Here is a 19,239-nt window from a genome sequence, read left to right on the forward strand (position 1 = left end):
AGAAAGCTACGATGACGCCATGGCCGAGGGACTGAGAGAGCGCAAGAAGCGGCAGACCAGACAGCACATCTCGGACGTCGCGACCGGTCTGTTCCTCCAGCGCGGCTTCGACGCGGTCACCATCGCCGAGATCGCCGAGGCCGCCGATGTGTCGGTCAACACCGTCTACAACTACTTCCCGGCCAAGGAGGAGCTCTTCCTCGACCGCAGCCGCGGCGTCGTCGACCGGCTCTCCCGGTGGGTGCGCGGCAGACGTGCCGGAGAGTCGGCGGCCGACGCCGTCCTGCGCGAACTGCGCGAGGCCGTCGAGAGTGTTTCGCCCACCGTCGGACTTTTCGACGGCTACGCGGACTTCATGAACGTCATCACCGAGGCGCACACCCTGCGTTCGCGGCTGTGGGCCATACAGCAGGAGAGCCTCCTCGATCTGGAGGACACGATGCGACAGGAGGCTGACCCCGCGGACGGCGACCTGCTGCCCTCCCTGGTCGCCGGTCAGCTCTCCTGGCTGCACAGCACGGTGCTCGGCTGGATCGGTACGGAGATGGTCAAGCGGCGGCCGGCCGCCGAGGTGTCCCGTGAAGCCCTCGTCCTCCTGGACGAGATGGAGGAGCTGCTGGGTGAGCGGGTCCTTCGCTACGCGGTCCGCACCGCGGAATGACGCGTACCAGTGTGATGTCCGTCATCTGAGACGTGACGCGCATCTCTTCGCCGCCACACGGCACCTCACGAACGCTAACCTCCGCCGGAGAGGCGAAATGTAAACAGGTGTTAAGGGGTGTCGCAGTGGCCAGGAAGCTCGCCGTCATCGGGGCCGGACTCATGGGGTCCGGTATCGCGCAGGTCTCTGCCCAGGCGGGCTGGGACGTGGTTCTGCGTGATGTCACCGACGAGGCGCTGACCCGCGGCAAGGACGGCATCAAGGCCTCGTACGAGAAGTTCGTCTCCAAGGGCAAGCTCGAAGCGTCCGACGCGGAAGCCGCGTTGGCGCGCATCACCACCACGACCGACCTGGACGCCGTCGCCGACGCCGACATCGTCGTGGAGGCGGTCTTCGAGAAGCTCGAGGTCAAGCACGAGATCTTCCGTGCGCTGGACAAGCTCGTACGCGACGACGCCGTGCTGGCGTCCAACACGTCCGCCATCCCGATCACCAAGATCGCGGCCGTGACGGAGCGTCCGGAACGCGTCGTGGGCGCCCACTTCTTCTCTCCCGTCCCGATGATGCAGCTGTGCGAACTCGTGCGCGGCTACAAGACCAGCGACGAAACCCTCGCCACCACACGGGAGTTCGCCGAGTCCGTCGGGAAGACCTGCATCGTCGTCAACCGCGACGTCGCCGGCTTCGTGACCACCCGTCTCATCTCGGCGCTCGTGGTCGAGGCCGCGAAGCTCTACGAGTCGGGCGTCGCCTCCGCGGAGGACATCGACATCGCCTGCAAGCTGGGCTTCGGCCACGCCATGGGGCCGCTCGCGACCGCCGACCTGACGGGCGTGGACATCCTGCTGCACGCGACGAGCAACATCTACACCGAGTCCCAGGACGAGAAGTTCGCGCCGCCGGAGCTGATGCGCCGGATGGTGGACGCCGGTGACATCGGCCGCAAGAGCGGGCAGGGCTTCTACAAGCACTGATCCTCCAGAACCGATGTGGCATCACCCCATGGGGTGAATTCAGTATCGGTTCGCTTACAAACAGCAACCACTCGGCCCACGCGGCAGTCAGTTGTTGCAAGACAGAAGAGCAGCCAGAGCAGACAGAGTCAGTCACAGGGCACTGAAGCACTCTCGGGGAGCGCATATGCACATCAGGGGCGACCACGCCGAGCTGGTCGTCGGGGGCCGCCTCGACGTCCGCAGCGCGGCGGACGCCCGTACGGTCCTGCACTCGGCCGTCGACGACGGAGTCGGCGACCTGGTGCTCGACCTGACCGACCTCGACTCCTGGGACGCCACCGGGCTCGGGGTCATCATGGGCGCCCACCGGCGTGCCGGCCGATGCGGGCGAAGACTGGTTCTGCGCGGAGTGCCGCCGCAGATGCAGCGCCTGCTGGTGGCCACCCGACTGCACCGCATCCTCGCGATCGAGGGCGGCCTCGCCGCCGAGTCGCTGCCGCGGGTCTGACGCCCCGGACGGAGTTGCCCGGGTTGGGGCGGAATCGCTCCTTCCGGGGATGAACGTTCCGCCGGGTGCGCACCGTGCGGCACCTCGCAATCCTCACGAGAATGTGACGTCCCGGGCGGGGCGGCACCCCCCTGGTTCGGCGTTACCCTGCAACCGTCTAGGGTTCGGTCGCCCGCCGTTTTGACGAACCCACGCGGCGGGCACCGGACCCGAAGCGACAGCGGGGCGTGCAGAGTGGCCGGGAGGGACATCGGCACGTGGCTCCGCCACAGAGTCAACAGAATCTTGGCGGGGACGAACCTATGCGAAGCCGCATCTGGGGGGCTTGAACCATGGACAAGGACAGTTTCGGCGAGGGCGCGGGCCAGCCGCGCCCGCCGCGCGACCCCGGCACGCCCGACTTCGGACAGCACGTGCCCGCGCTCGCGCGCACCGTTCGGATCGTCGCGGGCGACTTCCTGCTCACCGTCAATCCCGTCGACGGCAGCGAGATAGAACCCTGCCCGCCGGGAGAGGCGCCGGTCGCGCCGGTCCGCCACACCGCCGAGGAACGGGCCGAGCTCCAGCGCGCCGCGCAGCCGCCCGTGCCACCCGGCCCGCCCGCGCCGCGGCTCCCGCTGCTGGAGCGCGACGAGGAACGCGAGCGGCTGGTGCGGCTGCTGGGCCGAGGACGCTCCGTACGCCTGTCGGGGCCCTCGGGCTCCGGGCGCAGCGCTCTGCTCGACACCGTCGCCGAGGACTGCGCCACGCTCGCACCCGACGGCGTCGTACGCCTGAACGGACTGCACCGCACCCCGACGGATCTGCTGCACGAACTGTTCGCGGCCGTGTACAAGGCGCCGCAGCGGCGGCCCGACCGTGCGAGCCTGCTGACGCACATCCGGGAGATAGGCGCGATCGTCGTCCTCGACGATCTCGACTTCGGCGGCGCGTCGCTCACCGAACTGCTCGACGCGGCCCCCGAGTGTGCCTTCCTCCTCGCCGCCACCCCCGACGTCCCGGCGCCCGGCGCCGACGCGCACCTCGAAGAGGTCGGCCTCACGGGCCTCGGCCGCGCCGCCTCGCTGGACCTCCTCCAGCGCACCGTCGAACGGTCGCTGACCGAGGACGAGACGAACTGGGCGGGCGACCTCTGGTTCGAGTCCGAGGGCCTTCCGCTCCGCTTCGTGCAGGCGGGCGCGCTGCTGCGGCAGTGCGACGAACTGCGCGCCGACCCGGAGGCCTTCGAGGCGTACGCGCCGTACGACGCGGCCGAGGGCAACGACGTACCACTGCCCAGCCTGGGCGAGGGCGCGGCGCCCGCAGCGCTGCTGGCCTCCCGGCTGAGCGACTCCGCCCGGGAGACCCTGCGCTTCGCGGTCGCACTCGGCGGCGAGGTGCCGCACCAGGCCCACCTCCCCGCGCTCGTGGGGGACACCCACGCGGACGCCGCACTCGGCGAACTGATGAGCTGCGGCCTGCTCTCGCCGGTCGGCGGACGCTACCGGCTGGCCGGCGGTGTGCCGGCCCAGCTCACGGAGAAGGGGTACGCGGAGGACGCGGCGGCCCACGCGCACACGGCGGCCCAGCACTACGCCTGGTGGGCCGGACACCCGTCCGTCACCCCCGAGCGGGCCGTGGCCGAGTCGGACGCCCTGCTGTCCGCCCTCGCGGCACTGGTGCCGGGCACGGAGGCGGGCCACCCCAGCGCGGCCGTCCTGCTCGCCCGCAGCGCCGCACCCGCCTTTGCGGCCGGGATGCACTGGGGCGCGTGGGAACGTGTCCTGCGGGTGGGATCCGAAGCCGCTCGAATAGCGGGCGAAGTGGCTGAAGAGGCCTACTTCCACCACGAATTGGGCATCCTGGCGCTCTGCACGGACAGCCTGGACCGGGCGCGCGCCGAGCTGGAGGCGTCGATCGCCCTGCGCGGCGCACTCGCCGACAAGAGCGGAACCGTCGCAGGACGGCGGGCGCTCGCGCTCGTCACGGACCGCGAGAACGGGCTCGTGCCGAGTGTTCCCGCCACTGCCGTACCGGCGGGGCAGGAAGTGGTCCCGGTGCGCAAGAAGGAGCCCTCCTCGCCCGCGAAGGGTGCGCCGGCGAACCTGCCCGTGCCGCTCGCGGGTCTCGGGGCGTCGCGGGCTGCGTCTTCTGCGTCTTCTGCGTCTTACACGTCTTCCACGACCGGCACGACGCCGGAGACGCTGGTCGCGAGCGGTACGCCGGTCAACGGCAGCACGAAGAAGCGCCGGCGCCCCGCGGTACTCGGCAGCGGCCGCAACCTCGTCGCCGCGGGTGCGGGCGCGCTGCTCGCCGTCGTGCTCGGCACGGTGGTGACGCTGGGCGCGACCTCGGACAACCAGGACCCGCCGAGCGACAAGGTCGGCAACGGCCGGTCGGCGAACGAGGACGACGGCCAGGACGGCCTCACCGCGGACGAGCCCGAGAACGGCTCGGACGACGGCCCGAGCGACCCGTCCGATGTCCCGGACCCGTCGGGAGCGGTGACTCCGGGGTCGAGTGCGTCGAATGACGGGGAGGAAGAGCCCGGGGGCGGGGTCTCGCCGAGCAGGTCGGAGCCCGGGGGTGGGGCGTCGTCGGGGAAGCCGAAGCCGACGAAGTCGTCGACGACGAGGCCGCCGTCGTCGAGTGAGCCGCCCACGACACCGCCGCCGACGACATCGCCCCCGTCATCGAGTGAGCCGCCGCCCACGACGACGCCGCCCACGACGCCAGGCACGCCGGCCGAGGAGAACACGTCAGCGGGCGGGCCCAGTGAATCGTCGGGTGCGTCGATGACGAGCAGTGCGCCGGTGTCCGAGCCGGCGGGGGAGCCGGTCATCTGACGGGCGCGGGTGCTTGCGGGGCGCTGCCCCGGACCCCGCGCCTCAATCGCCGGCGGGGCTTGATTTTCCAGCCCGTCCGGCGTTTGAGGACACTGCCCGGAGGGCGGTGCCGCCGTCGCGGCGTGAGGTGCGGGTGCTTGCGGGGTGCTGCCCCGGACCCCGCGCCTCAATCGCCGGCGGGGCTTGATGTGCGGGCTCTTGCGCCTCGACGGCGGGCTTGATGTGCGGGCCGTAGAAATCCAGCCCGTCCGGCGATTGAGGACCAGGGGCACTCGGGGGCAGCGCCCCCGAGCATCACCGCCCCCGCTCAGAACAGCCGCAGCTTGTCGTCCTCGATGCCCCGCATCGCGTTGTAGTCCAGCACCACACACCCGATGCCCCGGTCCGTCGCCAGCACCCGTGCCTGCGGCTTGATCTCCTGGGCCGCGAACACGCCCTTCACCGGCGCCAGATGCGGGTCCCTGTTCAGCAGTTCCAGGTAGCGCGTCAGCTGTTCCACGCCGTCGATCTCGCCGCGGCGCTTGATCTCCACCGCGACCGTCGCGCCGTCCGCGTCACGGCACAGGATGTCCACCGGGCCGATGGCCGTGGGGTATTCGCGGCGGATGAGGCTGTAGCCCTCGCCCAGCGTCTCGATGCGGTCGGCGAGGAGTTCCTGCAGATGCGCCTCCACACCGTCCTTGATCAGGCCGGGGTCCACGCCGAGCTCGTGCGAGAAGTCGTGGAGGATTTCCTCCATCGTGATGATCAGTTTCTCGCCCGCTTTGTTGATGACCGTCCACACGCTGTCGTTTTCGTCGGAGCCTTCCTTGAGCGTGCAGGGAGGGGACATCCAGTTCAGTGGTTTGTAGGCCCTGTCGTCAGCGTGGATCGAGACGCTGCCGTCCGCCTTGACCAGGATCAGACGGGGTGCAGAGGGCAGGTGGGCGGTGAGCCGGCCCGCGTAGTCCACGGAGCAGCGGGCGATGACAAGACGCATGGTCGGCAACGCTACTCGACGCACGTGGTCGCGCGCGATTCGCCCTACAAGCCCCGTTCGTTAATGGCCGGTTGTGCTCCCAATCTCCTGGTGTCGGCAGGACTGCGCACTTACCGTGGATGCAGGAGGTTGTCGGTTGTGCACTCTGCGTCGTCATGCGTGGCTCATGTCGTCGCGTCCGGCACCCTCCTTCCCTGCCCGTAAGGCCCCGTCGACCCGGGGTCGCGAGAGGAGAACCCATGTCGCTCGACGTCTCACCGGCGCTTTTGGAACAGGCCGAGCGAGGCGAGGTCGATGAAGCAGCATTCGTCGACTGCGTCCGGACCTCCCTGCCCTTTGCATGGGAGATGATCAGTTCGCTGGTGGCACAGCTGAAGGTCGACGGCGGGGACTTCGCCGACAACCAGACGCCTCCGCCGGACGAGCAGGCACGTGGTCAGCTGCTGCGTGCACTCGCGAGTGATGCCATTCGCGGTGCGCTGCAGCGGCACTTCGGAGTGCGTCTGGCATTCCAGAACTGCCACCGCGTTGCGGTGTTCCCGCTGGATTCATCGGTGGACGAGCGGCTCGCCCGCTTCACTTCTATACGGGGCCAGTTGCTCAACCAGTCGCCCGAACTGCGCGACTGCTGATCTCCTTTGCTGCCGCTCCGCATCGCAGGAGGTGCAACTGGTGCCGGAGCGGCAGCACGCCGGGGACGCGCGGTGCGTCCCGGCTCACGACACCAGGGGCAGGACCTCCTCGCCCAGCCGTCGTACGTTCTCCTCCGTGGCCGCCAGATCGCCCGAGCCCTCGACGAGCAGGGCGAACCGCCGGATTCCGGTGCGCTCGGCGGTGGCCGCGAGCCGGTCCGCGGCGAGCCGGGGCGGGCCCACCGGGTGCAGCCCGCACAGCAATTCCGTGTACGCGACGGGGTCCCGCATCGAGCGGTGCCTCCCATCGACCGTGACATGAGCCTCCAGGCCCTGCTTGAGCCAGCCCGGCATCGCCTTGAGCAGCGTCTCCCTGGCCTCCGGGCCGCGGTCCGCGATCTGCGCCACGCCCGCGGACACATGGCCGGCCTGAGTGACCTCCTCGGGCGCGTGGCCCGCGGCAAGAGCCAGCCGGCGCCACATGGCGACCATGTCCGCCTTCTCCTCGTCCCCGCAGTGCATTCCGAGCAGCATCGGCAGTCCGCGCTCGGCGGCGAGGGTCACGCTGCTCGGGGACGTACAGGCGACCACCACCTCGGGGCCCTCCGGCGGTCCGCCGAACAGCTCGTCGGGCCGGGGCACCACCGGTACCTCCCGGAAGCTGAACCGGTCCCCGCGGGTGCCGACGCTGGGCTCGCGCAGCCAACGCATCAACAGATCCAGCGATTCGGGGAAGTCCCTCTCGTACGCGTCGAGGCCCGAGCCGAAGACCTCCAGGTCGATCCAGGGCCCGCCGCGTCCCACACCGAGGGAGAAGCGGCCGCCGCTGGTCAGATGCAGCAGCGCGGCCTGCTCGCCGAGCGCCACGGGGTGCACGCTGGGGAGCACGGTGACCGCCGTGCCCACGCGGATTCTCTCCGTACGCCCGAGCAGCAGCGCGGCGAGCGTCACGGCCGAGGGGCACACTCCGTAGGGCACGAAGTGGTGCTCGGCCAGCCAGACGGAATCCAGCCCGGACTCCTCCGCGACCTCGGCGGACCGCACCGCCCGGTGCAGTGCCTCCCCCTGTCCCTGGCCCGGGAATTGGGCCGCCAGAACGAAAGTTCCCACGCGCATCGCCTTGTGCCTCCTTGCGGCCGACGCGTCACTCCCCCCAGTGGCATTAACGTCTGACACGTGCCATAGGCACGGCCAGGAGTGAAGTTGTTGCGATTTTCCGGTAACTGCCCTCCGGTGGCTGCCACCGTCCCACACCGCCGGGACGAGTACCCCGGACTTCGGGCCGTAGGCTGGAGGGGAACTGTCCGGACTTGCCCCGTGAGGTGTCACGTGTCCCCGCGCCGCAACCGCCCCAAGGGCGGCGAGAACCCGTCCGCGCCGCCCGGTGAGCCGGGTGAGAGGTACGGCGGCTTCGGTCGCAGCGAGGAATGGCAGGGCGAGGACTGGTCGGTCCGCCACGTCGCCGGCGCAAGTGCCGCGGGCAAGCGGTACCGGTGTCCGGGCTGCGACCAGGAGATCCCCGCCGCCCTGCCGCATGTGGTCGCCTGGCCGGAGCACGGCGGCGTGGAGGACCGGCGTCACTGGCACAAGGCCTGCTGGAACGCGAAGGACCGCCGCACCTCGCGGGTGCAGCGGTCCCGTAACGCGCCGAAATACTGAGCCGGTTACACGTCAACGCGCCGACATACTGAGCCGGTTACACGTCGCGGCTGCGCAGCACGGCGAACGCGCCGGCCATCGCCGCGGTGGTCAGACCGAGCATGATCCACACCGGCTGCCAGCCGGTCGGGCCGTCGCCGTTGCCCGAGGCCGCCTCGCCGTAGATGCCGATGAGCTGGCTCGGGATCGCGTACTGGAGCAGGAAGTCCTGCACGTCGGCGAGCGACGGCGAGAACATGAACATGGCCGCGACCAGCGGCAGCAGCATCACGCCGATCATGATCGTGATCGCGCCCGCGGAGTGCCGGATCATGCCGCCGACGGCCAGCGACAGCAGGCCGATCAGAGCGACGAACAGGCCAACGCCGACGGTGGACCGGAGCCACTCCGCGCCGGTCGCCTCGACCGAATCGATCATCGACGTCTGGATCGCCGCGACGAGCGTGGCGAGGACGGTCGTCAGGGTGAAGACGAGCAGGAAGAACACGATCGCCTTCGCGGCGAGCACCCTGCCCCGGCTGGGGCAGGCCGTCAGCGTCGTACGGATCATGCCGGTGCCGTACTCGGAGGCGATGGTCAGCACACCCAGCGTCATGACGCAGATCGTGCTGAGCAGCACCCCGAAGAAGCCGAACCCGAGCGCCGACTGGTCCTCCAGGTCGACCTCGTTGGCGGAGACGATCGCGGCGATGCCGAGGCCGATGCCGAGCATCAGCAGGATCATCACGCCCAGCGTCCACAGGGTGGAGCGCACGGAGCGGATCTTCGTCCACTCGGAGGCCAGCGCGTCGCCGAGGTGGGCCTTGCGCACGGGGATCGGCGAGACGTACGAGCTCGGGGCGTACGGGGCCTGCTGCTGGTAGGGCGTGGTCATCGGGCGTCCTCGGGCTTGGTCAGGTCGGCGGGAGCGGCGGCCGGGGGAGCGACGTGCGGCGCGGCGGGAGCAGGCTGCCCGGGGGCAGCGGGCGGCGCGGCCGCGTACGGGTTGTCGCTCACGGGTCCGACGGGGCCGGCCGGCTGGGCACCGGGCGGCGGCGGGGCGTACCAGCCCTGCTGCGGCACGTCCGGGACCTGCTGCGGCGGCGGGGCGTACCCGAACTGCTGCGGCTGCATCAGGCCGGCCTTCTGGTCGTCCGTCGACCGGTAGTCCACCGCGCCCTGCGTCATCCGCATGTACGCCTCCTCCAGGGAGGCCTGGTGCGGCGAGAGCTCCCACAGCCGGACGTCCGAGGAGTGCGCCAGATCGCTGATCCGCGGGAGCGGGAGCCCGGTGACCCGCAGCGCCCCGTCCGGCTCCGAGAGGACGCTGCCGCCCGCCTCGGTGAGCGCGGCCGACAGCTTCTCGCGCTGCTGCGGCTCGGTGTCCGGGGTGCGCACCCGCGCGAAGTCGGCGGAGTTCGCCGAGATGAAGTCCTTGACGCTCATGTCCGAGAGCAGCTGGCCCCGGCCGATCACGATCAGGTGGTCGGCGGTCACCGCCATCTCGCTCATCAGGTGCGAGGAGACGAAGACCGTACGGCCCTCGGCGGCGAGCTGCTTCATCAGGTTGCGGACCCAGAGGATGCCCTCGGGGTCGAGACCGTTGACCGGCTCGTCGAAGAGCAGCACCTGGGGGTCGCCGAGCAGCGCGGCCGCGATGCCGAGCCGCTGGCCCATGCCCAGCGAGAAGCCCTTGGAACGCCTCTTGGCGACCTCCTGGAGGCCGACGACGCCGAGGACCTCGTCCACGCGGCGGGCCGGGATGCCGGACAGCTGGGCGAGGGACAGCAGGTGGTTGCGCGCGCTGCGCCCGCCGTGCACGGCCTTGGCGTCCAGCAGGGCACCGACCTGCCGGGGCGCGTTCGGCACCTGCCGGAAGGGGGCGCCGCAGACCGTGACGGTGCCGGCGGTCGGGTTGTCGAGCCCGAGGATCATCCGCATCGTCGTCGACTTGCCGGCACCGTTGGGCCCGAGGAACCCGGTGACGGCGCCGGGCCGTACCTGGAAGGAAAGGTTGTACACGGCCGTCTTGGCGCCGTAGCGCTTCGTCAGGCCGACTGCCTCGATCATTCTCCAGCCCCATCGACTTTCGGTCGTCGGGCATAGGCCGCCAGGCCGCACGCCCCCGTAAGAGTTAGGAGGATATCCGTGCCTTGACGGTTCCGGCCACGTCGTAACGCTCCGGCTACGACGGCAGGGAGTCGCCGAGCGGTGGCAGATCGTCGTACAGCCGCACCTCTGCGGAGTCGTCGAGGTAGGGCAGGAAGTCGGTCTGCGGCAGCACCCAGCCCTCCGACCCGAAGATCCGGGTCCCTTCCTCGCGCAGCGCCGGGTCGGCGCCGGCCTTCTTCACCCAGGTCGCCGGGTCGGGCCCGAGCAGCTCCCGCAGCCGGTCCGACTGCGCGAGAAGCCCGGCGAGCAGCTCGGACTGGTCGCCCCCACCGGGCCGGGGGGTGCCATCGGGCCCCGCGAGGACGCCGTGCGCGCTGAAGTAGATGTAGGCACCGCTCAGACGCTCGCCGGACGGCATGGTCATGGGGAACTCGTCGCCGGGGAGTATGGCCCGCCGGTAGTCGGGGAACTCCGTGTCGTCGACGGCCTTCAGCTGGGTGGAATCCAGCCAGGCGACGACGAGGACGGCGGAGGCGTCGCGGGCCACGTACGGCGTGCCCGCCACATAACCGGCCGGACTGATGTGCCCCGAGCAGCCGACCCCGATGCCGCCGACCCGCACCGGCACCATGGGCACCGTCGCCGGGATGCCGAGCCGGGTGAGCTTGTGACTGACCTGTCCCGGCGAGGCGTTGGACCCCACCGCGATCACCGGGTGGCGGCGGCCGGTCACCACCTGGCCGAGGTCGGACAGCGCCTGGTCGAGACGGTGCTGCTGTGCCTGCTCCTCCACGTACCACTCACCGAGCCGCAGCGGCCGGACATCCAGCTGGAGCAGTTTGTCGCCGCTGAGCAGGGACGGCTCGGGGGTGGGGCGGCCCGGGTACGTCAGCGGTTCCCTGGCCGGCACGCCGTCCAGGCCCAGCGCTTCGAGGCTTCGGTCCTTCACGGGAGACGCCCTTCGCGATTGATCACGTGTACGGAGCAGAGCCTTCCACGGCACATCTACCCCGGCCGAGCCTACGGGACGCCCCGTCGTGCCACGGTTGACCCGAAGAGGAAGCGGGCAGATAGCTTGGTCCCGTTGCTGAACTGGACACCGGGGGGCGTGAGTTGAACATGTTGCGGGTGTGGCCGAGGAGCCGCCGACCGCATCCGCGGTATCGGACGTCGGTTCGCTGGTGGATCGCCGGGCGTACCGTCCACGCGCTGTTCCTGATGACGCTGGGCGCCCTGACGCTCCTCGCCGCCGCCATCGCCGTCGTGTGGACACTGACCGAGAAGTCCCCCCGCAGCGTTTCCGAGCGGCTGAGCGACGGGGAAGGGCTGCTCAACCTCGGGCTGGAGGCGCTGCGGGCCTGTGTGGGGACGGACAGCCTCAGCCCCGAACACGACAGCTCGGCGCATCAGTTGCTGGCGACGCTCGCCTCGTTGACCGGGGCGCTGGCGCCCGCGGTGGTGCTCGGCATCGTGCTGATCAAGCTGTTCGCCCTGCGGCCGTTCGTCTGGCGGCGGCGGGCGAGCGTCTCGCACGCCTGGGCCGCGGACTTCCCCGGGTACGCGCGGATGCATGCGGAGAGCGAGGACGCCATCATCGCGGTCCGCTTCTACAACCATCTCGACAACCTCTCGGTCGTCGACCTGAAGGCCCGGGTCCATCTGCGCTATCTGGAGCGGTCGCCGCACGACGGCAGTCTGGTGATCTACAAGAAGTGGCTCCGGGTGCTGGACGAGAAGGGGGAGCCGGCCGACGAGCGCTCCTGGCTCGCGGTGGAGCGCGGAGCGCCGTTCACGGTGTGGATCCCGGTCGACGCTCCCGTGCCGCAGCTGCCCGTCTCCGAGATCCAGGGCAAGGACCTCTCCCGGTCCCACGGGGCGAAGCTCCTCGTGCGGCTGACCGCCAGGACCGTCGGCATGGGAACCGAAGTCGTCGACGAGCGCTGGTTCGACCTCGACGGCGACGACTTCGAGACCGGCCGCTTCGTGCCGCTGGAGCCGAACCTCGAGAAGGACGTCTGGACCTGGCGCGGCTGGCGCGACTTCGACCGGCTGCTGCCCGAGGGGGACGATCCGCCCGTCAGGCGTCCCTCTTCTTCAGTACCAGATAGCCGCCGATCAGCGCCGCCACCACCCAGAGCACCATGATCCCGAGCCCCGCCCACGGGCCGTACGGAGCCTTGTCGCTGCCCATCGCGTCCGGGACCACCTGCATGATCTTGGAGCCGGCCTGGTCGGGGAAGTAGCGGGCGACGTCCTTCGCCTTGGGGACCGACGCGAGGATCTGCGAGACCAGGAAGAAGAACGGCATCAGGATGCCGAGCGAGAGCATCGAGCTGCGCAGCATCGTCGCGACCGCCATCGAGAACAGCGCGATGAGGCCCATGTAGAGACCGCCGCCGACGACCGCGCGCAGGACGTTGTCCGCGCCGAGCGTCGTGCGGTGCTCGCCCAGCAGCGCCTGGCCGAGGAAGAAGGCCACGAAGCTCGTCGCGAGGCCCACGACGAGCGCCAGCACCGTGGCCACCGCCAGCTTGCTGAAGAGGAATGTCGCACGCTGCGGTACGGCGGCGAGCGAGGTGCGGATCATGCCGGAGCTGTACTCCGTGCCGACCACCAGCACACCGAAGACCACCATCGCCAGCTGCCCCAGGATCATTCCGGAGAAGCTGATGAAGGTCGGGTCGAATGTGAGCTGCTCCTCGGGTGACAGATCGTCGAACGTCGAGGCCAGCAGCGCGCTGAGCGCGGCTCCCATCGCGACGGTGACCGCGAACGCGCACACCAGCGTCCAGGTCGTCGACGACACCGTACGGATCTTGGTCCACTCGGACTGAAGGACCGCGGGCACCGAGGCCATGGGTCAGGCTCCCTTGCTGCTCTGGTAGCTCTGGCCCCACTGGGGGCCCGGTGGGGCCGCGGGCGGCTGCGGGCCCTCGGACGTGCCGTGTGCGTGGTACTCCACCGCACCCGCGGTCATCTGCATGAAGGCTTCCTCCAGCGACGCGCGCTGGGAGCTCAGTTCGTGCAGAACGATCTGGTGCCGGGCCGCCAGTTCACCGAGCTCCTCGGGACCGGTGCCGTCGATCTCCAGCGTGCCGTTTCCCGATTCGACCGCGACGAAACCCGATTCATGGAGCACATCGCGAAGTCGCTCCTGCTGCGGCGAGCGCATCCGCACATAACTCCGGGAGTTCTCCTGGATGAAAGCCGCCATCGATGTGTCGGCCAGCAGCTTGCCCTGCCCGATCACGATCAAGTGATCGGCGGTCAGGGCCATTTCGCTCATCAGATGCGAGGAGACGAAGATCGTGCGACCTTCTGATGCAAGAGTCTTCATCAGATTGCGGATCCAGTGAATTCCCTCGGGGTCCAGACCATTGACCGGTTCGTCGAACATCAGGATCTCTGGATCACCGAGCAGGGCCGACGCGATTCCCAGCCGCTGGCCCATACCGAGCGAGAAGCCCTTCGACTTCTTCTTCGCCACCGCGCTCAGCCCGACGACATCGAGGACCTGAGAGACACGCGCGGCCGGGATGCGGTTCGCCTGGGCCAGGCACAGCAGGTTGTTGTACGCGGTCCGGCCGCCGTGCATGGCCTTGGCGTCCAGCAGCGCGCCGATGTACTTCAGGGGCTCGTCGAGATCCCGGTAGTGCTTGCCGTCGATCCGTACGGTGCCGCTCGTCGGATTGTCGAGGTCGAGCATCATCCGCATCGTCGTCGACTTGCCCGCCCCGTTGGGACCGAGGAAGCCGGTCACCATCCCCGGCCTGACCTGAAACGAAAGATGGTCGACGGCGACCTTGCTGCCGAAGCGCTTGGTGAGGCCCTCAAGCTCGATCATGCGGCCACGCTAAGGGCCGGGGATGGCGTGCGCCACCGGGCGGAAGGGACTTTCTCGCGGCCTTCGAGCACACGACGGGCGAACACGCGAGTGCCCGGCACCCATCAGGGCGCCGGGCACTCGGCGATACGGCGTACGTCCCTGAGCGGGGCTCAGGAAACGGGGCTGTGCTAGCGGGACTGCTGCGCCGGGACGCCGCGGGAGATCGGCTCGTCGTCGGCGGGGGTGCCGGCCGCGGCAACGGCGGCACCGGTCAGCGTGGCCAGCATCTCGCGGACGTTGGTCAGCTGCGCGTTGATCGAGTCGCGGCGGTTGGTGAGCGCCGCCAGCTCGCGCTCCGATTCGCTGCGGATCCGGTCGGCCTTGGCGTTCGCGTCGGCCACGATGTCCTCGGCCTGGCGCTGCGCCGTCTCCACCGTCTGACGGGCGCGGCGCTCCGCGTCCGTACGCAGCTTCTCGGCCTCCAGGCGCAGCTGCTCGGCGCGGTGCTCGATCTCCGCCAGACGCTTCTCGGCCTTCGCCTGACGCGAGGCCAGGTCGCGCTCGGACTGCTCGCGGCGCTTGGCCAGGTTCGTCTCGAAGTCCGCGGCGGCCTGGGCGGCCTTGGCGCGCGTCTCCTCGAAGAGAGCGTCGGCCTCCTCGCGCTTGGACTGCGCGTCCTTCTGCGCCTCGCTGCGCAGCGTGGAGGCGTCGCCCTTCGCCTTCTCGACGATCCGGACGCCCTCGTCCTCGGCCTTGGCCTTGCGCTCGGAGGCGAACGACTCGGCGTCGTTGCGCACCTGCTGCGCGGCGGACTCGGCCAGCTCACGGTGCTGTTCGGACGCGCGACGGGCCTCCTCGCGCAGGTCCTTCGCCTCCTCCTCGGCGAGGCGGAGGATCTTCTCGACGCGCGCACCGAGACCGGCGTACGACGGCTCTGCGTCGCTGACCTGGGCCTGGGCGTTCTGCGTCTCGAGGTGGAGCTCCTCGATGCGCTTTTCCAGTGAGGTGATTCGGGCCAGAGCACTATCACGGTCGGCGACGAGCTTGGTAATGCGGTCATCCACCTGACCGCGGTCGTAACCACGCCGCACGAGCTCGAAGCCGAAGGGGGAGGAAGTGTCGCTCATGGGGTTCCTGTCGAATGAGACCGGTGAGGTGATAGGGGGAATCCTAGGGGCCGAGGCGGCGTGTCATCGAGTGGATGCCCGTTTGATCTGGAGAATGTCCAGCCTTTTGAGTGGCTAGCTCTCGTGGGACTTGCCACTCGAACGTGTAACCCCCGCTGTTGCACCCGCTTTGACGCCCCCGTCCTTGCCCCCGCCGGGCGCCTCGAAAGACTCCAACGCCTCGAGTACGTCCTGGACACGGGAAATCTCGGCCTGAATGTCCTCGCGCCGGCGCACCAGCACATCGAGCTCACGCTGGCCCTCGCCGACCAGACGCTCGGCCTCGGCCTCCGCGTCCGCCTTGATCCGCTCCGCCTCACGGGTCAGCTCGGCCTTCTTCTGCTCGGCCTCCTTCAGGAGGCCCTCGGCCTTCTTCACCGCGGCGATACGGACCTTGCCGGCCTCCGAATTGGCCTCGGACACCAGCTCCTTGGCCTTCGCCTCGGCCTCGGCCTGCTGCTCCGTGGCCGCCTTCACCAGCTGGTCGACGCGCTCGCCCGCCGTCTTCATCTGCTCGGACGTCTCACGCCGCGCCCGCTCGTGCAGCTCGTCGATCTCGGCCTCGATGCGGGTGCGCAGCTCCTCGGCGCGCTCCCTTATGGCGGCGGCGTCCCGGCGTGCGCCGACGAGCAGTTCGTCGGCGTCCGTCCGGGCCTTCTCCACCCGGGAGTTGCCCTCGACGGTCGCCTCGGCGACCAGCCGGTCGGCCTCGGTGCGGGCCGCGCCGACCATCGTGTCGGCCTGCTCCTCGGCCTCCAGCGCGGCGCGCAGCGCCTCTTCCTGGGCCTTGTTGATGAGCTGGTCGGCCTGTTCGGCGGCGTCCGCCCGGCGCTTCGCCGAAGCCTCGCGTGCCTCGTCGACGGTCCGGTCGGCCTCGTCGCGGGCCTCGTTGCGCATGCGCTCGGCCTCGGCCTCGGCCTCCGCCTTGAGGTTCTGCGCCTCGGCCCGGATGCGCTCGGCGGCCTGCTGGGCCGAGCCCACCGTCTCCGCCGCCTCGGCGCGCAGCCGCTCCGCCTCGCCGGCCGCCTCGTTGATGAGCTGGTCGGCCTGCTCGGCGGCGTCCGCCCGGCGCTTGTCGGCGGCCTGCCGTGCCTCGTCGAGGATGCCGTCGCTCTCGGAACGTACCCGCTCCGACTCGCTCGTCGCCTCGCCGATCAGACGGTCCGCCTGGGCGGCCGCCTCGGAACGGATGCGGTTGGCGTCCTCGCGCGCCTCGGCGCGTGCGCGGGCCGCGTCCTGCTCGGCGGAGGCGACGGCGTCCGACGCCTCCGTCCGCATCCGCTGGACGTACTCCTGGGTGTCGGCCCGCAGCCGGTCCGACTCGGTGATCGCTTCGGTGACGGTCCGTTCGGCGAGCGAGTTCGCCGCGTCGGTCTCCTCCTGGGCCCGTGTCCGCAGCCGGGCCGCGTCCTCGGCCGCGCGCTCGCGCTCGGCGTGCGCGTCGGTACGGACACGGTCCGCCTCGTCCTGCGCCTCGGACCTGGTGCGCTCCGCCGCGTGCTCGGCGGCCGACCGCAGGCCGGTGATCTCCTGCTCGGCCTGCTCGTGCAGCCCCTGGACGGAGTCGCGTACCTGCTTGGCGGTCTGCTCGGCCGCGGCGACCATCTCGGTCGCACGGCGGTCGGCCTCCTCGACGAGCCGGTGCGCCTCGGTCTGCGCCTCCTCGACGCGCTTGCGGGCGGACGCGAGGAGTTCCTCGCTCTGCTCGCGGGCGCGCTCGCGCTCCCGGTCCGCCTCGCCGCGCGCGGACTCGAGGATCTCCTCCGCCTCACGACGGCGGCGTACGGCCTCCTCCTGGGCCGCGCCGAGTGCCTCGGCGGCCTCGGCGCCCACCCGGTCGGCGGCGGCGGCCGCCTCGGCACGCAGCCGGTCGGCGGTGTCCTGCGCCTCGTTCTTGAGCCGCTCGGCCTCGCTCGCGGCGTCGCTGCGCAGCCGTACGGCGATGTTCTCGGCCTCGGCACGGGTCGTGGAGGCGTCGGCCGCGGCTTCGGTGCGCAGCCGCTCGGCCTCCTGCTCGGCCTGGGCCTGGAGGGTGCGGATCCGCTCGGCGGCCTCGGTGCGCAGCCGCTCGGTCTCCTCGGCGGCCTCGCGGCGGATGCGCTCGCCCTCGGCACGCGAGTCGGTCAGATTCTGCTCGGCGGAAGCCAGGCGGGATTCGGCCTCGGTGTGCAGACGCCGCAGTTCGTCGGCGGCCTCCTCCTGACGGGCCGCGACCCCCCGCTCGGTCTCCTCGCGCACGGCCTCGGCGGCCTGCTCGGCCGCGGCCCGGACGGAGTCCGCCTGCTCCTCCGCCTCCACCCGCAGCCGCTCGGCCTCGGCGCGGGTGCGCTCCAGGGTCTCCTCGGCCTGCCGGCGCAGCGTCGTCGCGCGCTCGATGGCCTCGGTGCGTACGCGCTCGCTGTCGCTGCTCGCGCCGGAGCGCAGTTCGTCGGCGTCCGCGCGGGCCTTGGTGAGCAGATCCTCGGCGGTACTGGCCCCCTCCTCGATCTGCTGCACGGCCTCCCGGCGGGCCTCGCCGCGGATGCGCTCGCCCTCGGCGACGGCTTCGGCGCGCAGCTGCTCGGCCTCGCCGCGCAGCCGGCGCGCCTCCTCCTGCAGCTCGACGGTCTTGGCGCGGTACTCCTTGGTGTCGTCCTTGGCCGCGCCCTTGAGCTGGTCGGCCTGCTCGGCGGCCTCGCCGCGCAGCCGGTCCGCCTCGGCCTCGGCCTCGCGGCGGATCCGCTCGGCCTCCTCGCCCGCCTTGCGGGTGGTCTCCCGGGCGTCGTCGGAGGCCTTGGTCAGGACCTCCTCGGCGGTACGCGCCGCCTTCGCGAGCTGGGCGGCGGAGTCCTCCGCCACGGATGTGCGGGCCTTCTCCGCGGCGGCGGCGACGACCTTCTCGGCCTCCGCGCGGGCGTCGGCGAGTGCCTGCTCGGCGTCCGCCTTGAGCGCCTCGGACTCGGTGGTGGCCTCGGCGACCAGCCGGGCGATCTCGGCCTTGGCCGTACGGGTGCGCTGCTCGTTGACCGAATCGGCGGACGCCAGCTGCTTCGCCGCCGCGTCCTTGGCCTCGGCGACCAGCTTCTCGGCCTCCGCGCGGGACTCGCGCAGCTTCTCCTCGGCCTCCTGTATCCGCTGTTCCGCGGAGCGGCTCAGCTCGGCGGCCTGCTGGCGAGCCTGGTCGGACTCGGCGGTGGTGGAGGTCCGCAGCTGCTCGGCGTGGCTGGTGGCCTCCTGCGCCTGGTTGGACGCGGCGTTCAGCAGCCGTTCGGCGTCCTTGCGGGCGCGCAGCAGGATCGCCTCGGCCTCCGAGCGGGCCGACTCGGCCTCGGAGCCGAGGCGCCGGCCGGCCTCCTCGGCGACCCGGGCGGCCTCCGCGCGGGCGGCGGCCAGCGACTTCTCGGCCTCGGCGCGGGACTCCTCGAGGAGCCGGCGGGCCTGGGCCTCGGTGCGGGCGCGCAGCTGCTCGGCCCAGGCGACGTTCTCGTTGACGTGCGCCTCGACGGTCTGACGGCGCTCGGCAAGCTCCTGGTCCAGGCGCTGCCGGCGCTGGTTCGCCTCGGTGTGCAGCTCGGCCTGGAGACGGGCCTGGTGCTCGGCGTGCTCCTGGAGGATGCGCTGCGTCTGGGCGCGGACGTCGCGCAGTTCGCGCTCGGCGTCCGTCCTGAGCTGATCCGCCTGGATCTGCGCGTTCCGGAGCAACTGCTCGGCCTGGTAGCCGATGTCCGCATTGTCGTACGCCGGACGGGAGGCGAGACTGCGTCGCGCCTCGTGGAGCTTGGCGCGCAACACCTCGACCTGGTAGCCGAGGTCTTCGGCGTGCTGGACGGCCTTCTCCCGCTCGGTCTTCAGCCGGTCCATCTCGGCTTCGAACCGCGAGAGGTGGTCGTCGTCAGCTCGGTGGCTCTCCTGGCGTTCGTAGCCCCGCACTGCGCGGTCCCATCCGTCCCCTGGTCG

The 19,239-nt window shown here is 70.9% G+C and carries 16 protein-coding genes; 7 read left to right on the forward strand and 9 right to left on the reverse strand.

The window, feature by feature from the left end:
• The first annotated feature begins 19 nt into the window (after positions 1-19).
• The 4 genes from OHA05_RS24980 (at position 20) to OHA05_RS24995 (ending at position 4,950) form a co-directional block, all read left to right on the forward strand.
• A complete protein-coding gene (locus OHA05_RS24980) occupies positions 20-661 on the forward strand; it encodes a TetR/AcrR family transcriptional regulator (RefSeq protein ID WP_328861763.1) in 642 nt (213 codons plus the stop codon).
• Between the two features lie 125 nt (positions 662-786).
• Positions 787-1,635 (forward strand): 3-hydroxyacyl-CoA dehydrogenase family protein, encoded by an 849-nt coding sequence (locus tag OHA05_RS24985; RefSeq protein WP_327680124.1) that lies wholly within the window; start codon positions 787-789, stop codon positions 1,633-1,635.
• Positions 1,636-1,801: 166 nt separating this feature from the next.
• On the forward strand, positions 1,802-2,125 hold the full coding sequence (locus tag OHA05_RS24990; protein ID WP_100109176.1) for an STAS domain-containing protein: 324 nt from the start codon (positions 1,802-1,804) through the stop codon (positions 2,123-2,125).
• A gap of 332 nt (positions 2,126-2,457) precedes the next feature.
• Entirely contained in the window at positions 2,458-4,950 is a 2,493-nt protein-coding gene (locus OHA05_RS24995; protein ID WP_328861764.1) for an ATP-binding protein, read from the forward strand.
• Positions 4,951-5,257: 307 nt separating this feature from the next.
• Here OHA05_RS24995 and nucS read toward each other — a convergent pair whose 3' ends face one another.
• Positions 5,258-5,929 (reverse strand): endonuclease NucS, encoded by a 672-nt coding sequence (nucS, locus tag OHA05_RS25000; RefSeq protein ID WP_328861765.1) that lies wholly within the window; start codon positions 5,927-5,929, stop codon positions 5,258-5,260.
• A 239-nt stretch (positions 5,930-6,168) separates the two neighbouring features.
• Between nucS and OHA05_RS25005 the strand changes: the two genes are divergently transcribed.
• The gene (locus tag OHA05_RS25005) at positions 6,169-6,561 is read left to right on the forward strand and encodes an SCO5389 family protein (protein WP_266487491.1); all 393 of its coding nucleotides are present in this window, start codon (positions 6,169-6,171) and stop codon (positions 6,559-6,561) included.
• 84 nt (positions 6,562-6,645) lie between these two features.
• Here the strand turns inward: OHA05_RS25005 and OHA05_RS25010 are convergent, their stop codons facing one another.
• The gene (locus OHA05_RS25010; protein WP_328861766.1) at positions 6,646-7,677 is read right to left on the reverse strand and encodes an LLM class flavin-dependent oxidoreductase; all 1,032 of its coding nucleotides are present in this window, start codon (positions 7,675-7,677) and stop codon (positions 6,646-6,648) included.
• 213 nt (positions 7,678-7,890) lie between these two features.
• On the opposite strand from OHA05_RS25010, the gene OHA05_RS25015 reads away from it, so the two are divergent.
• Positions 7,891-8,220, forward strand: a complete 330-nt coding sequence (locus tag OHA05_RS25015; RefSeq protein WP_313944049.1) for an ATP/GTP-binding protein — start codon at positions 7,891-7,893, stop codon at positions 8,218-8,220.
• Positions 8,221-8,257: 37 nt separating this feature from the next.
• On the opposite strand, the gene OHA05_RS25020 is transcribed toward OHA05_RS25015, so the two are convergent.
• From OHA05_RS25020 to OHA05_RS25030, 3 genes are all read right to left on the reverse strand, one after another.
• Positions 8,258-9,094: an ABC transporter permease gene (locus OHA05_RS25020; protein WP_313944048.1), complete on the reverse strand. Its 837-nt coding sequence runs from the start codon at positions 9,092-9,094 to the stop codon at positions 8,258-8,260.
• On the reverse strand, positions 9,091-10,269 hold the full coding sequence (locus OHA05_RS25025) for an ABC transporter ATP-binding protein (protein ID WP_313944047.1): 1,179 nt from the start codon (positions 10,267-10,269) through the stop codon (positions 9,091-9,093). Before OHA05_RS25025 ends, OHA05_RS25020 begins: the two co-directional genes overlap by 4 nt.
• A 115-nt stretch (positions 10,270-10,384) precedes the next feature.
• On the reverse strand, positions 10,385-11,260 hold the full coding sequence (locus OHA05_RS25030; RefSeq protein ID WP_313944046.1) for a hypothetical protein: 876 nt from the start codon (positions 11,258-11,260) through the stop codon (positions 10,385-10,387).
• 269 nt (positions 11,261-11,529) lie between these two features.
• On the opposite strand from OHA05_RS25030, the gene OHA05_RS25035 reads away from it, so the two are divergent.
• Entirely contained in the window at positions 11,530-12,456 is a 927-nt protein-coding gene (locus OHA05_RS25035) for a hypothetical protein (RefSeq protein WP_328861767.1), read from the forward strand.
• On the opposite strand, the gene OHA05_RS25040 is transcribed toward OHA05_RS25035, so the two are convergent.
• The 4 genes from OHA05_RS25040 to scy form a co-directional block, all read right to left on the reverse strand.
• Entirely contained in the window at positions 12,389-13,168 is a 780-nt protein-coding gene (locus tag OHA05_RS25040; protein ID WP_313944044.1) for an ABC transporter permease, read from the reverse strand. The two genes, OHA05_RS25035 and OHA05_RS25040, sit on opposite strands and share 68 nt — an antisense overlap.
• Before the next feature lie 3 nt (positions 13,169-13,171).
• Positions 13,172-14,155, reverse strand: coding sequence for an ABC transporter ATP-binding protein (locus tag OHA05_RS25045; protein WP_328861768.1), 984 nt, complete (start codon positions 14,153-14,155; stop codon positions 13,172-13,174).
• 170 nt (positions 14,156-14,325) lie between these two features.
• Positions 14,326-15,264, reverse strand: coding sequence for a cellulose-binding protein (locus OHA05_RS25050; protein ID WP_313944042.1), 939 nt, complete (start codon positions 15,262-15,264; stop codon positions 14,326-14,328).
• Positions 15,265-15,378: 114 nt separating this feature from the next.
• On the reverse strand, positions 15,379-19,212 hold the full coding sequence (scy, locus tag OHA05_RS25055) for a polarized growth protein Scy (RefSeq protein ID WP_328861769.1): 3,834 nt from the start codon (positions 19,210-19,212) through the stop codon (positions 15,379-15,381).
• Between the last annotated feature and the right edge of the window lie 27 nt (positions 19,213-19,239).

Source organism: Streptomyces sp. NBC_00306, assembly GCF_036169555.1.
Lineage (GTDB): Bacteria > Actinomycetota > Actinomycetes > Streptomycetales > Streptomycetaceae > Streptomyces > Streptomyces achmelvichensis.

Bases quoted from the DNA above. Each gene is read 5' to 3' on its own strand.
- OHA05_RS24980 (WP_328861763.1), top strand. From the start codon at position 20: ATGGCCGAGGGACTGAGAGAGCGCAAGAAGCGGCAGACCAGACAGCAC.
- OHA05_RS24990 (WP_100109176.1), top strand. From the start codon at position 1,802: ATGCACATCAGGGGCGACCACGCCGAGCTGGTCGTCGGGGGCCGCCTC.
- OHA05_RS24995 (WP_328861764.1), top strand. From the start codon at position 2,458: ATGGACAAGGACAGTTTCGGCGAGGGCGCGGGCCAGCCGCGCCCGCCG.
- nucS (WP_328861765.1), bottom strand. From the start codon at position 5,929: ATGCGTCTTGTCATCGCCCGCTGCTCCGTGGACTACGCGGGCCGGCTC.
- OHA05_RS25005 (WP_266487491.1), top strand. From the start codon at position 6,169: ATGTCGCTCGACGTCTCACCGGCGCTTTTGGAACAGGCCGAGCGAGGC.
- OHA05_RS25010 (WP_328861766.1), bottom strand. From the start codon at position 7,677: ATGCGCGTGGGAACTTTCGTTCTGGCGGCCCAATTCCCGGGCCAGGGA.
- OHA05_RS25020 (WP_313944048.1), bottom strand. From the start codon at position 9,094: ATGACCACGCCCTACCAGCAGCAGGCCCCGTACGCCCCGAGCTCGTAC.
- OHA05_RS25025 (WP_313944047.1), bottom strand. From the start codon at position 10,269: ATGATCGAGGCAGTCGGCCTGACGAAGCGCTACGGCGCCAAGACGGCC.
- OHA05_RS25035 (WP_328861767.1), top strand. From the start codon at position 11,530: ATGACGCTGGGCGCCCTGACGCTCCTCGCCGCCGCCATCGCCGTCGTG.
- OHA05_RS25040 (WP_313944044.1), bottom strand. From the start codon at position 13,168: ATGGCCTCGGTGCCCGCGGTCCTTCAGTCCGAGTGGACCAAGATCCGT.
- OHA05_RS25045 (WP_328861768.1), bottom strand. From the start codon at position 14,155: ATGATCGAGCTTGAGGGCCTCACCAAGCGCTTCGGCAGCAAGGTCGCC.
- OHA05_RS25050 (WP_313944042.1), bottom strand. From the start codon at position 15,264: ATGAGCGACACTTCCTCCCCCTTCGGCTTCGAGCTCGTGCGGCGTGGT.